General features: G+C 68.7%; 14 protein-coding genes and 1 pseudogene. 2 read left to right on the top strand and 13 right to left on the bottom strand.

Annotated elements, in window-relative coordinates:
* Positions 1-279: 279 nt before the first annotated feature.
* Positions 280-1,188, bottom strand: coding sequence for a VOC family protein (locus ACFPZL_RS05505; RefSeq protein WP_218114931.1), 909 nt, complete (start codon positions 1,186-1,188; stop codon positions 280-282).
* Between the two features lie 230 nt (positions 1,189-1,418).
* Between ACFPZL_RS05505 and ACFPZL_RS05500 the strand changes: the two genes are divergently transcribed.
* Positions 1,419-2,741: a glutamine synthetase family protein gene (locus ACFPZL_RS05500; protein WP_218114932.1), complete on the top strand. Its 1,323-nt coding sequence runs from the start codon at positions 1,419-1,421 to the stop codon at positions 2,739-2,741.
* 122 nt (positions 2,742-2,863) lie between these two features.
* On the opposite strand, the gene ACFPZL_RS05495 is transcribed toward ACFPZL_RS05500, so the two are convergent.
* The 7 genes from ACFPZL_RS05495 to infA all read right to left on the bottom strand — a co-directional run bounded on the left by ACFPZL_RS05495 (position 2,864) and on the right by infA (position 7,743).
* Complete coding sequence (locus ACFPZL_RS05495) at positions 2,864-4,159, bottom strand: flavin reductase (protein ID WP_382334835.1); 1,296 nt, start codon at positions 4,157-4,159, stop codon at positions 2,864-2,866.
* A 336-nt stretch (positions 4,160-4,495) separates the two neighbouring features.
* The gene (rplQ, locus tag ACFPZL_RS05490; RefSeq protein ID WP_218114934.1) at positions 4,496-5,035 is read right to left on the bottom strand and encodes a 50S ribosomal protein L17; all 540 of its coding nucleotides are present in this window, start codon (positions 5,033-5,035) and stop codon (positions 4,496-4,498) included.
* A gap of 62 nt (positions 5,036-5,097) precedes the next feature.
* A complete protein-coding gene (locus ACFPZL_RS05485; RefSeq protein WP_218114935.1) occupies positions 5,098-6,084 on the bottom strand; it encodes a DNA-directed RNA polymerase subunit alpha in 987 nt (328 codons plus the stop codon).
* A gap of 162 nt (positions 6,085-6,246) precedes the next feature.
* Positions 6,247-6,645 (bottom strand): 30S ribosomal protein S11, encoded by a 399-nt coding sequence (rpsK, locus tag ACFPZL_RS05480; protein WP_218114936.1) that lies wholly within the window; start codon positions 6,643-6,645, stop codon positions 6,247-6,249.
* 42 nt (positions 6,646-6,687) lie between these two features.
* Positions 6,688-7,056, bottom strand: a complete 369-nt coding sequence (rpsM, locus tag ACFPZL_RS05475; protein WP_218114937.1) for a 30S ribosomal protein S13 — start codon at positions 7,054-7,056, stop codon at positions 6,688-6,690.
* Positions 7,057-7,302: 246 nt separating this feature from the next.
* Positions 7,303-7,419 carry a 50S ribosomal protein L36 gene (gene rpmJ, locus ACFPZL_RS05470; RefSeq protein ID WP_017885303.1) on the bottom strand — a complete coding sequence of 39 codons (117 nt, stop codon included), beginning with the start codon at positions 7,417-7,419 and terminating at the stop codon, positions 7,303-7,305.
* Positions 7,420-7,521: 102 nt separating this feature from the next.
* On the bottom strand, positions 7,522-7,743 hold the full coding sequence (infA, locus tag ACFPZL_RS05465) for a translation initiation factor IF-1 (RefSeq protein ID WP_017885304.1): 222 nt from the start codon (positions 7,741-7,743) through the stop codon (positions 7,522-7,524).
* 156 nt (positions 7,744-7,899) lie between these two features.
* On the opposite strand from infA, the pseudogene ACFPZL_RS05460 reads away from it, so the two are divergent.
* Positions 7,900-8,364 (top strand): annotated as a pseudogene (locus tag ACFPZL_RS05460) (NUDIX domain-containing protein); the annotation flags it as partial.
* 76 nt (positions 8,365-8,440) lie between these two features.
* Here ACFPZL_RS05460 and ACFPZL_RS05455 read toward each other — a convergent pair.
* The 5 genes from ACFPZL_RS05455 to ACFPZL_RS05435 all read right to left on the bottom strand — a co-directional run.
* Complete coding sequence (locus ACFPZL_RS05455; RefSeq protein WP_218114939.1) at positions 8,441-9,106, bottom strand: lysoplasmalogenase; 666 nt, start codon at positions 9,104-9,106, stop codon at positions 8,441-8,443.
* Between the two features lie 57 nt (positions 9,107-9,163).
* Positions 9,164-9,637: a ribonuclease E activity regulator RraA gene (rraA, locus tag ACFPZL_RS05450; RefSeq protein ID WP_218114940.1), complete on the bottom strand. Its 474-nt coding sequence runs from the start codon at positions 9,635-9,637 to the stop codon at positions 9,164-9,166.
* Between the two features lie 399 nt (positions 9,638-10,036).
* Positions 10,037-11,452, bottom strand: coding sequence for a ribosome biogenesis GTPase Der (der, locus tag ACFPZL_RS05445; protein WP_382334837.1), 1,416 nt, complete (start codon positions 11,450-11,452; stop codon positions 10,037-10,039).
* Between the two features lie 110 nt (positions 11,453-11,562).
* Positions 11,563-12,309 carry a (d)CMP kinase gene (gene cmk, locus ACFPZL_RS05440; RefSeq protein WP_218114942.1) on the bottom strand — a complete coding sequence of 249 codons (747 nt, stop codon included), beginning with the start codon at positions 12,307-12,309 and terminating at the stop codon, positions 11,563-11,565.
* On the bottom strand, positions 12,294-12,582 hold a 289-nt coding region (locus ACFPZL_RS05435), incomplete at its 5' end, for an ACT domain-containing protein (RefSeq protein WP_382334832.1). The genes cmk and ACFPZL_RS05435, both read right to left, overlap by 16 nt.

The raw sequence follows: 12,582 nt of genomic DNA, 5'->3' as shown, positions 1-12,582 counted from the left end.
GGCGAGGAGTGCGTCGAGCTCGTCGCGGCCGGCCGGCGCATCGATCAGCCGCTCGTCGACGAAGCCGGCCAGGCGGCGCAGCGCCGCGCCGACCGGAGGGGCCTCGCTTCCGGTCGGTGCCGCAGGAGAGACGTCGATGCCGATCACCTCATCGTGTGTCGTCGATCCTTCCCCGCCTACCGGGGCCGGACGCCCGAGCCCTCGCGCGCCGCAGCGGTGCGAGGGCTCGAGCGGGTGAAGACGAGTGTACTCGTCGTCGACTCCGGATGCGGTCGGCGCTCAGTCGTAGATGCCGCGGTGGCTCTCGCGCTCCTGGGCGATCGACTCGTCGTCGAAGCGGAAGTACGAGCGCGGGGGAAGCATGCCCCAGACGCTGGACGAGTGGCGGTCGTCCGGGAACTCGCGGGGCACGTGCAGATCGTCGAGCTGCTCCATGTCTACGTAGAGCTCCATGAAGCAGTCGAACTCGGGCGTGCGCACGTAGCCGGCCATGTTGCCGCCGATGCCGTGGCGCACGGGGCCCCACGGGAACACGCGGCCGTGCTGGGCCAGGTGGTCGAAGGTCGCGGGGATCGCGCCCCAGTCGCCGAGGTCGAAGGCCACGTGGTGGAGGTGCGACTGGCCGGTGTTCACGAAGGCGTTGACGTGGTGGTCGGCGCCGACGCGCATGAACGCGCCCGCGTTCGTGCCGAGGCGGTCGGCGAGCTGCTGGCCGACGACGTTGACGTAGAAGTCGACCATCGTGTCGACGTCCTTCACCAGGTAGTTGACGTGGCCGAGCTTGCGGTAGCGGCCCGGGCGCAGCGTGTCGGTGTGGCGCGAGGCGAGCGGGTAGACGTCCTGGCCGGTGCGCGGGCGGTAGGGCACGAAGGCGACGCCGTGACCCTCGGGGTCGGTGAAGTCGACCGCGTCGTCGGTGCGGGTGTAGTCGACGCCCATCTCCTTGAGGTGCTTCTCGGCGTCGTCGAGCGTGAAGTCGGGGTGCAGGTTGTAGGCCGTGTACTGAATGCCGCGGTCGTTCGACTTCTCGATGACCACCGAGTAGGGCTCGTAGTTGATCGCGAGCTTGACCTCGTCGGGGTTCTTCTCGGTCGCGTGCAGGCCGAACTCGGCCTCCCACGCGTGCTGCGAGGCGTCGAGATCGTGGACTCCGAACTTCACGTGGTCGATGTCGTAGAGCTTGATCATGGGCGTCTATCCTTCGGGTTTCTCACGGGGCGTGCACTGCCGCTCCCGGTCGTTCCTTCCGGCCGGTACCGGCCGACGGCGGCTGCCGTTGCGTTCACTACGTGTGTTTCTTTTAGCAAACACTTATAGTAGTGTAATTAACAATATCTCGCTTGACAAGCTCCCGGAGCGACCGGACGCATCACGATCGGATCGCACTCGGCCGACTCGCAGAATAAAGGACCACCGATATGACATCCGCCGCCTCAGACTCAGATCGCACCGCAGACCTCGAGCACCTCGAACGCCTGCTGGCCCGCGGGATCAAGGTGATCCGCGTCATCCACCCCGACCTCTTCGGCCGGCAGCGCGGCAAGCAGTACCCGGCCTCGGCGCTCGACTCCGTACTGGGCGGCGTAGCCTACTCCAAGATGAGCGTGGCCGAGGATCTGTTCGGCGTGCCGGTCGACGAGACCGAGTTCCCCCAGCTGGCCGGACACCCGGACCTCCACGCGCAGGTCGATCCCGCTTCGGCACTGGTCCCGCCGTGGGAGCCCGACTCGGTCTGGCTGATGTCCACCCTGCGCGAGCACGGCGCCCCGTCCCCGCTGTGCGCACGCGGCCAGCTGGAGCGAGCCATCGAGCAGATGCGCGAGACCCACGGGCTCACCGGCATCGCCGCGGGCGAGCCCGAGTTCTACCTCTTCGAACGCGACGATGCCGGCCGCGCGACCCGCACCCCCTACAGCCTCGACGGCGTCTCGTACACGATCGACCGCATCACCGATCCGAAGGGCGTGCTCGGCCGGATCCACCGCCAGCTCATCGACTTCGACATCAACGTCACCGTCCTGAACCGCGAGTTCTCCCCGGGCCAGTTCGAGGTGAACCTGCACCACGCGCCGACGCTCGAGTCCGCCGACGAGGCGTTCCTCCTGAAGACGGCGATCAAGGAGCTCGCGACGATCGAGGGCTACGCGGCCAACTTCATGGCGAAGCCCATCCAGGGCGAGGAGGGCAGCAGCCTGCACTTCCACCTCTCGCTCTGGAACGGTGACGCGAACGCCTTCGACTCGGGCGACGACACCCTCAACGACGCGCTGCGTCACGCGCTCGGCGGCCTCCAGGCGCACGCCGCGGCCCTGACCGCCTTCACCTCCCCCACGGTGAACTCCTACAAGCGCCTGCACGGCGAGGGCCTCTCCCCCGACACCGCGACCTGGGGCGAGGACAACCGCTACACCTACCTGCGGATCCCCGCCGAGCGCGGCGCGGCCACCCGCATCGAGCTCCGAGCCGGAGACGCCAGCGCCAACCCGCACCTGCTGCTCGCGGCGATGATGCACGCGGCGCGCGACGGCCTCACCCGGAAGCTCGAACCGAGCGACGCCGGCGCCCCGCTCCCCCGCACGCTCGAGGACTCGATCGCGGCGCTGCGCGCCGATGAGGTGCTCGCGGACGGCTTCGGGTCGGAGTTCGTCGACATCTACGCGGCGCTCAAGCTGCGCGAGGCGCGCAACTACGCGACCTCGATCACGGACTGGGAGTGGAACACCTACCACTCCCACGTGTGACGGCCCCGCAACCGGCGGCTGCACGAACGATGGGCCCCGACCGAGCATCGACTCGGCCGGGGCCCATCCCATTTCGCATCCGATCCTCCGGAGGCGCTGCGACCCGCCCCGGACGGTATGCCTCAGACGGGGTAGTCCTCGGGCACCGTTCCGCCCGTGAGCTCGGTGATCGTCGCAGCGGCCGCCTTGCCGCGCGCCACGAGCGACCGGAAGGCCTCCGCATCCGGATGCAGATCGAATCCTGAGATGACGAGCTCGAACTGCGCCAGCCCCTCCGCGTCGAAGACCGGGAACTGCAACGACATCACCGGGAGGGCGGACTCGCCGGCGGCGCTGAGCCCCGCGGGCGTCCACGCGTCCAGGATCGCCTCCACATTCTTCTTGACGGCGCTCCAGGCGCCGGTCAGCTCCCCCCATGAGGCCGCGGGATCGTTCGCGATCGCGTCGAAGTCGTCCGAGCTCTCGCCGGCCGTCACCCCGTAGCCGTGCTCGCGCACCGTATCGAGCAGTCGGACGAGCAGAGGCCGATCGACCTTGCCGAGGAGGTGCCGGGAGTTCTCCTCCCAAAGCTTCAGGCGATCCTTCGCGCTCCAGGCGGCCAGCACGGGGGTGAGCGGTGCCGCGAAGGGGAAGTTCATGCCGACGATCCCGTAGCGCGGGCGCGACGGGAGGAGGTTCGCCGCCGTGATCACCAGCACCGAGTCGTCGGCCATCGTCGAGAGCAGGCACTCGGTCCCGGTCTCGTCGGCGATCTGCTGCACCACATCGCGCACGCTCTCCGCGGCGCGCAACTGGCCGCTGAAGCCCGGCACGTCGAAGTTGAGGGACGGAACGGTGAACGAGCCGTAACCACCTTTCAGGAACAGGAGGGGCAGGCCGGCGCTGCCGTCGCCCACGCCGAGGCCGGTCACCTCCGCCATGACGAAGAGGTGGTCGCCCGCCGGCGTGGTGCCGGTGATCCGGCCTTCGAACCAGGCGATCGCGTCGGTGAGCCGGGGGTTCCCGAGTTCCGACCGCTCCCAGCGGGTCGACTCGAAACGATCTTCGGCCCGTGAGGCGAAGCGTCGGCACAGCTCCTCGTGCTCGTACCCGAGGACGTTCGCGCAGAACGTGCCGTTCTCGCTGATCTCGGCGAAGGTGCGTGAACCCGCGACCGGCAGGAAGCCGACCAGGGGCGGATCCTCGGAGACCGCGGTGAACGTCCCCACGACCATGCCGACGGGGTTCCCCTCGGCATCGGTGGACGTGATCGCCGTGACGCCCGTAGGGTACTCCCCGAGCACGGCGCGCCACCAGGCCGACTTCTCCCGCGGCCGCTGGGGCTGCGCCGCATCCTGCACCGTCGCGGGGTCCTGCGCCGTCACGCTCGGCACCGCCTCGGCTTGCACTGCCTCGCCCTGTACTGCCGCACTCTGCACCGACTCGCCTCGGGCGGCCTCGCGCTGCACTGCGCGAGACGGTCCGGCTGCTGTTCGCTGTGATCCGCTCATATCAGCCAATTCTGCCGAGGGAACGGCGGCGCGTCGTTGTGCGCCCGGCTGAAATCGCCTCGGCGTTTCGTGCAGGATCGCAGATCGCACCGAGGCCGCCGCCCCGCACCCGCCTCGAACGCGGGGCCCTTGGAATCTCCCGCCGTCGAAGCAGGAGCGGATATCCGCATTCGGCGGCGTCGAGCCCATCCGGATCCCTGGACTGACGAGAAAGCGCCCCACCGGCGAACCGGCGGGGCGCTGAAGCGATCGAGATACGGCGGACTACTCCGCCTTCTCCTCGGCGTTCTCCGCAGCCTTCTCTTCCTCGGCCGGAGCCTCGGCCGGAGCCTCGGCAGCGGGGGCCTCGGTGGTCTCCTCGGCCGGGGTCTCCTCGACGGTCTCCTCAGCCGGAGCCTCCTCGGCGACGGCCTCGGTCTTCTTGGCCTTCTTCGGCTTCGGGTTGACCGGCTCGAGCACCAGCTCGATCACGGCCATCGGAGCGTTGTCGCCCTTGCGGAAGCCGGTCTTGACGATGCGGGTGTAGCCACCCTCGCGGTGCTCGACGAGCGGAGCGATCTCGGTGAAGAGCTCGTGCACGACCGACTTGTCGAGGATCTGACGCATCACGCGACGGCGGGCGTGCAGGTCACCGCGCTTAGCGAAGGTGACGAGGCGCTCGGCGACGGGCTGCAGGCGCTTAGCCTTGGTCTCGGTGGTCTGGATCCGCTTGTGCTCGAACAGCTGCGAGGCGAGCTGGTTGAGCATCAGGCGCTCGTGGGCGGGGCCGCCTCCGAGGCGGGGGCCCTTGTTGGGCTTGGGCATTGGTTACTCCGTTGGATGCTGTGTGGTCTGAAGACAGTGGCCGTCCGAAGGCGGCCGAGGAACTAGTTGGCGTCGTCCTCGTAGCTGTAGAACTGCGCCCCGTCGAAGCCGGGGACGGCGTCCTTCAGCGAGAGGCCCATCTCGGTGAGCTTGTCGCGCACCTCGAAGACCGACTTCTGGCCGAAGTTGCGGATGTTCATCAGCTGGGCCTCGCTGAGCGCGACGAGCTCGCTGACCGTGTTGATGCCCTCGCGCTTCAGGCAGTTGTAGCTGCGGACCGAGAGATCGAGATCCTCGATCGGGATCGACAGCTCGCCGTCGCTCACGACCTCGGCGGGGGCCGGGCCGATCTCGACACCCTCGGCGGCCGTGTTGAGCTCGCGGGCCAGGCCGAAGAGCTCGACCAGCGTCGAACCGGCGGAGGCGATGGCGTCGCGCGGGCTGATCGCCGGCTTGGTCTCGACGTCGACCACGAGGCGGTCGAAGTCGGTGCGCTCGCCTGCACGAGTGGCCTCGACGCGGTAGGTGACCTTCAGCACGGGCGAGTAGATCGAGTCGACCGGGATGCGGCCGACCTCGGCATCGTCGTTGCGGTTCTGCGCCGCCGAGACATAGCCGCGGCCGCGCTCGATGGTCAGCTCCAGCTCGAACTGGGCCTGGTCGCTGAGCGTGGCGATCGCGAGCTCGGGGTTGTGCACCTCGACACCCGCCGGGGCGGAGATGTCCGCCGCGGTGACCTCGCCGGCGCCGGTCTTGCGCAGGTAGGCGGTGATCGGCTCGTCGTGCTCGCTCGAGACCACGAGATCCTTGATGTTCAGGATGATCTCGGTCACGTCCTCGGTCACGCCGGGGATCGTGGTGAACTCGTGGGCGACGCCCTCGATGCGTACGCTCGTCACGGCTGCACCGGGGATCGATGAGAGCAGGGTACGGCGCAGCGAGTTGCCGAGCGTGTAGCCGAAGCCGGGCTCGAGCGGCTCGATGGCGAAGCGCGAACGGTACTCGGAGATGGATTCTTCAGTCAGAGTGGGTCGCTGTGCGATGAGCACTGTGTTGGTTCCTTTCGCTGGAGTCCGCTATATGACTCATGCGGTGTTGAAGAGGGGTGGAACGAAAACGGTCCGATGATCCTGTCGAGCCGACCGATCGGCTTCGGCCCCGTCGCCGGAAGCGACAGTCGAAGCCGACCCATAGTCGGCTTGACAGAAAATTCAGACGCGGCGACGCTTGGGCGGACGGCAGCCGTTGTGCGTCTGCGGGGTCACGTCGGTGATCGACCCGACCTCGAGACCGGCGGCCTGCAGCGAGCGGATCGCGGTCTCGCGACCGGAACCCGGGCCCTTGACGAAGATGTCGACCTTCTTCATGCCGTGCTCCTGCGCCTTGCGGGCGGCGGACTCCGCCGCGAGCTGCGCGGCGAACGGGGTCGACTTGCGCGAGCCCTTGAAGCCGACGCCGCCCGAGGAGGCCCAGCTGATCACGGCACCGGTGGTGTCGGTGATCGAGACGATCGTGTTGTTGAAGGTCGACTTGATGTGGGCCTGACCCACGGCGACGTTCTTCTTGTCCTTGCGGCGCGGCTTGCGCGCGGCGCTCTTTGGTGCAGCCATTGATATTCTCCTGAAACCTGGTTCTGGTCGCGCTGACCGGGATTACTTCTTCTTGCCGGCGACGGTGCGCTTCGGCCCCTTGCGGGTACGAGCGTTCGTCTTGGTGCGCTGACCGTGCACCGGAAGGCCCCGGCGGTGACGCAGGCCCTGGTAGCTGCCGATCTCGACCTTACGGCGGATGTCTGCGGCGACCTCGCGTCGCAGATCGCCTTCGACCTTGAAGTTGGCCTCGATGTAGTCGCGGAGGGCGACGAGCTGATCGTCGCTCAGATCCTTCACGCGGATGTTGCCGTCGATGCCGGTGTCGGCAAGGGCCTTGAGGGCGCTGGTGCGACCGACGCCGTAGATGTAGGTGAGTGCGATCTCCACGCGCTTGTCGCGTGGGATGTCGACTCCTGCGAGACGTGCCATGCTGGCTCTCCTTGCGGATCATGGAGGTGTGATGCGCATCGGGGGTTCGGGCCTCCGCCCCGAGGTGTCCCCCGCGTCCTCACGGCCGCGGGTTCTTCGATGCGCTGGTTTCTTCTTTATTGAGTTGTGAGGATCATGCGGGCTGATCCTCTGCGCGAGCTTGCCTCTCCCGGCACTGCGACCGCCGAGATCGCTTGCGATCTCGAGCGACGAGCGCTGCCGGGCGTCGCAAGCAGCGTCGAGGCGTCAGCCCTGGCGCTGCTTGTGACGCGGGTTGCTCTTGCAGATCACCATGACGCGGCCGTGGCGACGGATCACCTTGCAGTGATCGCAGATCGGCTTGACGCTGGGCTTGACCTTCATGATGGTTCCTTCGTGGTTCGCTGTCTTCGTACTCGCGGAGTGCCGCGAGCCGTTACTTCTCAGCAGACTCGATCTTCCGCGGCCGGTGGCGGCCGCGGAGACTTACTTGTAGCGGTAGACGATGCGGCCGCGGGTCAGATCGTAGGGCGTCAGCTCCACGATCACGCGATCCTCGGGGAGGATCCGGATGTAGTGCTGGCGCATCTTGCCCGAGATGTGGGCGAGCACCTTGTGTCCATTGGTCAGCTCAACGCGGAACATCGCGTTGGGCAGAGCCTCGACTACCTGGCCCTCGATCTCGATGACGCCGTCTTTTTTAGCCATAACCCCGTATCGCTTAGAGTGTGTCTGCTGGTCATGCGAATGCCGAGCGCCCGCTGCCACGCGCGAACGCGAAAACGGGCGCAAAGCACCAAAGAGCTACTGTACCCCGAATCCGCCGCATCCGCAATCCCGGGCCCGGCCCGATAGCCTGATGGCATGAGCGACCTCCGAGATCCCGGCGACGCCTGGGTGACCGCAGAAGACGGCAACCGGTACTGGGGGCGCTTCGGCGCGGCCGGCCTCCTAGCCCACGACCCGGCGCGCGGGATCCTCCTGCAGCACCGCGTCGACTGGAGCGACCACGGCGGCACCTGGGGGATCCCCGGCGGGGCCCGGCACGAGGGCGAGGACGCGGTGAGCGGCGCGATCCGCGAGTCCGGGGAGGAGGCCGGCGTGCCGCCTCAGGCGGTCGCGCCCCGCTTCGGCTACACGATCGACCGCGGCGGATGGACCTACACGACGGTCATCGCCGAGGTCACGAGCCCCTTCGAGCCCGAGATCACCGATCCGGAGAGCCATGCGCTCGCCTGGGTCCCCCTCGCCGAGGTCGCGGACTACCCGCTGCATCCCGGATTCGCCGCGAGCTGGCCGCTGCTGCGGCCACTGCTCGCCGGGGATCCGGACGCCACCGAGGCGGCCACCGCCGACGCACTCATCGCCAGCGGCAGCCTCGTCCGGCTCTGAGCCGCGCGCCCCGCTACTCCGGAGTACGTCGGAGCAGCTGCACGACTCCGAACACGATCAGTCCCTGGCCCAGCACGTACGTCGGCATGACCAGCTGCCCCACCCACTCCGGCACGCCCATGAACTCGCGGAAGGCGATCAGCGTGTCCGAGATCAGGAAGGACGCACCGCCGACCGCCACCAGCGGCCCGAAACGCGTCGAAAGCGCCGCCGTCCCGCCGAGCACGAGGCCGTAGACGGCGAGCGGCACCAGCAGTCCGCCGGCGTGGGGGCCCACGATCGCGAGCGTCACGACCCACCAGCCGATGTAGACCAGCGCCCACCGGGGCACCCGGCGCACCGCGACGATACCCGGAGACCGCCAGAAGAGTGCGATGTAGGCGAGGTGCGCGATGCCGAAGAAGAGGATCATCATCGGTAGCGTCGGGAGCCCGGGGAAGAGCAGACCGGCGCCATCGCCGATCCACGACGCGATCAGCCCGGCGAGCAGCAGGATCATCGCCGGTCGGGGCCACGGCCGGATCGATGCGGTCGCCCACACCGCGGCGAGCGCGAGCGCCGCCATCAGCAGTTGCTTGGTCTGGTAGCCGCCGAGCGGGTGATGCATCAGCAGCAGTACGACGTGCAGCACCGACACCGCGATGTACGGGATGAAAGGGGTCAGCGCCTTCGCGCGCATGGCGTCACTCCTCGGATCGTGCCGCTCCTCGGCTCGGCATCGAGCACGCGCACGGGATCAGCGTTCGACCAAGATACCGTCTTCGTCGCTCCACAGCATCGCGCCGGGCCGGAAGTCGACACCGCCGAAGCTCACCGGCACATCGCTCTCCCCCGCTCCGGTCTTGCCCGATTTCGCCGGGTTCGAGCCGAGGGCCTTCACGCCGATCGGCAGCTCCGCGATCGCAGCACGATCCCGTATCACGCCGTGGACGACGATCCCCGCCCAGCCGTTCTCCACACCGAGCCCGGCGATCAGGTCGCCGACGAGCGCGCTCTCGAGCGCTCCCCCGCCGTCGACGACCAGCACGGCCCCCTCTCCCGGGGTGCCGAGGATCGACTTCAGCAGGGCGTTGTCCCGGTGGCATCGCACCGTTCGCACCGGCCCGCCGAACCGTGCCCGCCCGCCCAGGTTCTGGAACTGCATGGATACCGACTGCAGCTCGTCGCCGCGATCGTCGTAGAGATCCGCGGTGCTGATCGATGCGCTCATGGACTCACTCTACGACTTCGCCGCGGCAGCGTCCTCGAGGCGCAGGCCCCCACGCCCTCAGTCCGGACTGAGATCGCAGTTCCGGCTGACGATTCCGCCCGAATCCATCAGCCCGAACTGCAGCATCAGCCAGAAGTGCGGGACGCACCACACCTCGGAGAAGCGTCAGCGACGCTGACGCTTCTCACGATCAATATCGGAGCGGCTACGCCGCGCTCACCGCGATCGAGACGATCGCGGCGCATCCTCTCGGAGGCCAGAAATGGCCTCCTCGGAGAAGCGTCAGCGACGCTGACGCTTCTCACGATCAATATCGGAGCGGCTACGCCGCGCTCACCGCTATCGAGACGATCGCGGCGCATCCTAGAGACAGCCAGAAATGGCTGTCTCTGAGAAGCGTCAGCGTCGCTGACGCTTCTCACGGATGCGCATGTTCAGCACGATGGGGGAACCCTCGAAGCCGTAGCGCTCGCGCAGGCGGCGCTGGATGAAGCGACGATAGCCGGGGTCGAGGAACCCGGTGGTGAAGAGCACGAACGTCGGCGGCCTGTTCTGCACCTGCGTGCCGAACAGGATCCGCGGCTGCTTCCCGCCGCGCAGCGGATGCGGGTACTCCTGCACCAGCTCCGCGACGAACGCGTTGAACTTCGCCGTCGGGATCCGCGTGTCCCACGAGTCGAGCGCGGTCTCGAGCGCCGGCACCAGCTTCTCGAGGTGCCGTCCGGTCCGCGCCGACATGTTCACCCGAGGCGCCCAGGCGACGTGGGCGAGATCCTGCTCGATCTCGCGCTCCAGATACCGCCGACGATCGTCGTCGAGGAGGTCCCATTTGTTGAAGGCGAGCACGAGCGCGCGGCCCGATTCGAGCACGAGGTCGACGATGCGCAGATCCTGATCGCTGATCTCCTGCGTCACGTCGAAGAGCACGACCGCGACCTCCGCCTTCTCGAGCGCGGCCGCGGTGCGGAGCGACGCGTAGAAGTCGGCGCCCTTCTGCAGGTGCACGCGGCGGCGGATGCCGGCGGTATCGACGAAGGTCCAGACGCGACCGGCGATCTCCACCTGCTCGTCCACCGGGTCGCGGGTCGTCCCCGCGAGGTCGTTCACCACGACGCGCTCCTCGCCGGCGGCCTTGTTCAGCAGGCTCGACTTGCCGACGTTCGGGCGGCCCAGGATCGCCACGCGGCGCGGCCCGCCCAGCTGCGGCTTCGCAACGGCGGACTCCTTCGGCAGCTTCCGGAGCACCGCGTCCAGCAGGTCGGCCACACCCCGACCGTGCAGCGCGGAGACCGGGTAGGGCTCGCCGAGCCCGAGGGACCAGAGCGCCGCCGCCTCCGGCTCCTGTACCGCATCGTCGACCTTGTTCGCGACGAGGAACACGGGCTTGTTCGTGCGGCGCAGCAGCTGCACGACCCGTTCATCCGTCGCCGTCGGGCCGACCCGGGAGTCGACCACGAACAGAACCGCATCGCAGAGCTCGATCGCGACCTCGGCCTGCGCGGCGACGGACGCGTCGATGCCCCTGGCGTCGGGCTCCCACCCGCCGGTGTCGACGAGGGTGAAACGCCTACCGGTCCACTCGGCCGGGTAGCTCACGCGATCCCTGGTCACACCCGGCACGTCCTCGACCACGGCCTCGCGGCGGCCGAGTATGCGGTTCACGAGCGCCGACTTGCCCACGTTCGGCCGCCCGACGATCGCGACCACGGGCAGCGCCTCGGCCTCGGGCTCGGCGAAGCCGAGGAACTCGCCGTCCGCCCCCAGCAGCTGCAGGTCGTCGTCCTCGAGTTCGAAGCCATCGAGGTTCGAGCGCATGGCGCGCAGGCGCTCATCGTCCGTCACCGTCGGGTCGAACCCCTCGCCGGTGATGATCTCCTCGTCGCCGATCGCCGAAGCGTCGAACTCGGGCTCGTTGTCCTGCTCGCTCATCGCGCGCCTTCCTGTGCCTCACGCACCGCATCGACCACAGCCTGCACCGACTGCTCGAAATCGAGATCGCTGGTGTCGACCAGCACCACCCCCGGGGCGGGGGTGAAGAAGTCGACGACCTCGGCGTCCTTCTCGTCGCGCGCCCGGAGCTCGGCCAGCACCTGTTCGGCGCTCGAACCGGGCAGATCGCCCGCCCGCCGCTGCGCCCGGACCTCGGGCGAGGCCGTGAGCAGCAGGCGCACCGGCGCATCCGGCGCCACGACCGTCGTGATATCCCGGCCCTCGATCACCACGCCGGGCAGGCCCGACTCCGCGACCATCGCGCGGAACATCGCGTTGAGACGATCCCGAACGACCGGATGCTTCGACACGCGACTGACCAGGGCGCTGATCTCGTTCGCACGGATCGCCGCGGTGACGTCGGTCGCGCCGCCGATCCCCACGGTCTCCGGCAGTTCGACCGTCACACGCTGCTCGCCGCGCAGGGTGATGCCGTAGTGCCAGCCGTCGAGGAGCGTCAGCGCCGCGGCCTCGCTGTCGATGTCGTCGCCGCGCTCGCGCAGCGCCCAGGCCAGGGCGCGGTACGCGGCTCCGGTGTCGAGGATCCCGAAGCCGAGCCGATCCGCGGCCGCGCGGGAGACGCTCGACTTGCCGCTGCCCGCCGGCCCGTCGATGGCGACCAGCACGGTGCCGTCGACGGCATCGCCGGTGCTCGGCGCCTCGTTCGTCACAGCGTTCTCCATCCGCGCTCGGTCAGGTCGGCGACCGCCCGCTCGGCGACCTCGGGAAGGACCGCGATCTCGGCGAAACCGATCTGGGCGCCCGGCGAGTGCTCGAGGCGCAAGTCTTCCATGTTAATGCCCAGATCTCCGAGCTCGGTCAACAGCGCGGCCAGCTGGCCCGGCCGGTCGTCGATCAGCACGGTGATGGTCGTGAACCGCTCGCTGCTGCCGTGCTTGCCCGGGATGCGGGACACGCCGCGGACGCCGGCCGCGAGCAGGTCGGCCAGGCGGCGG

It is taken from the genome of Leucobacter soli (assembly GCF_042659205.1).
GTDB lineage: Bacteria > Actinomycetota > Actinomycetes > Actinomycetales > Microbacteriaceae > Leucobacter > Leucobacter soli.
The sequence above is the reverse complement of the archived record's forward strand: the minus strand, read 5'-3'. Positions and strand labels throughout refer to the sequence as shown.

Excerpts from the sequence above, each read along its gene's own strand:
- ACFPZL_RS05505 (WP_218114931.1), bottom strand. The coding sequence starts at position 1,188 with ATGATCAAGCTCTACGACATCGACCACGTGAAGTTCGGAGTCCACGAT.
- ACFPZL_RS05500 (WP_218114932.1), top strand. The coding sequence starts at position 1,419 with ATGACATCCGCCGCCTCAGACTCAGATCGCACCGCAGACCTCGAGCAC.
- rplQ (WP_218114934.1), bottom strand. The coding sequence starts at position 5,035 with ATGCCCAAGCCCAACAAGGGCCCCCGCCTCGGAGGCGGCCCCGCCCAC.
- rpsK (WP_218114936.1), bottom strand. The coding sequence starts at position 6,645 with ATGGCTGCACCAAAGAGCGCCGCGCGCAAGCCGCGCCGCAAGGACAAG.
- rpsM (WP_218114937.1), bottom strand. The coding sequence starts at position 7,056 with ATGGCACGTCTCGCAGGAGTCGACATCCCACGCGACAAGCGCGTGGAG.
- rpmJ (WP_017885303.1), bottom strand. The coding sequence starts at position 7,419 with ATGAAGGTCAAGCCCAGCGTCAAGCCGATCTGCGATCACTGCAAGGTG.
- infA (WP_017885304.1), bottom strand. The coding sequence starts at position 7,743 with ATGGCTAAAAAAGACGGCGTCATCGAGATCGAGGGCCAGGTAGTCGAG.
- ACFPZL_RS05455 (WP_218114939.1), bottom strand. The coding sequence starts at position 9,106 with ATGCGCGCGAAGGCGCTGACCCCTTTCATCCCGTACATCGCGGTGTCG.
- rraA (WP_218114940.1), bottom strand. The coding sequence starts at position 9,637 with ATGAGCGCATCGATCAGCACCGCGGATCTCTACGACGATCGCGGCGAC.
- der (WP_382334837.1), bottom strand. The coding sequence starts at position 11,452 with ATGCGCTCGAACCTCGATGGCTTCGAACTCGAGGACGACGACCTGCAG.
- cmk (WP_218114942.1), bottom strand. The coding sequence starts at position 12,309 with ATGGAGAACGCTGTGACGAACGAGGCGCCGAGCACCGGCGATGCCGTC.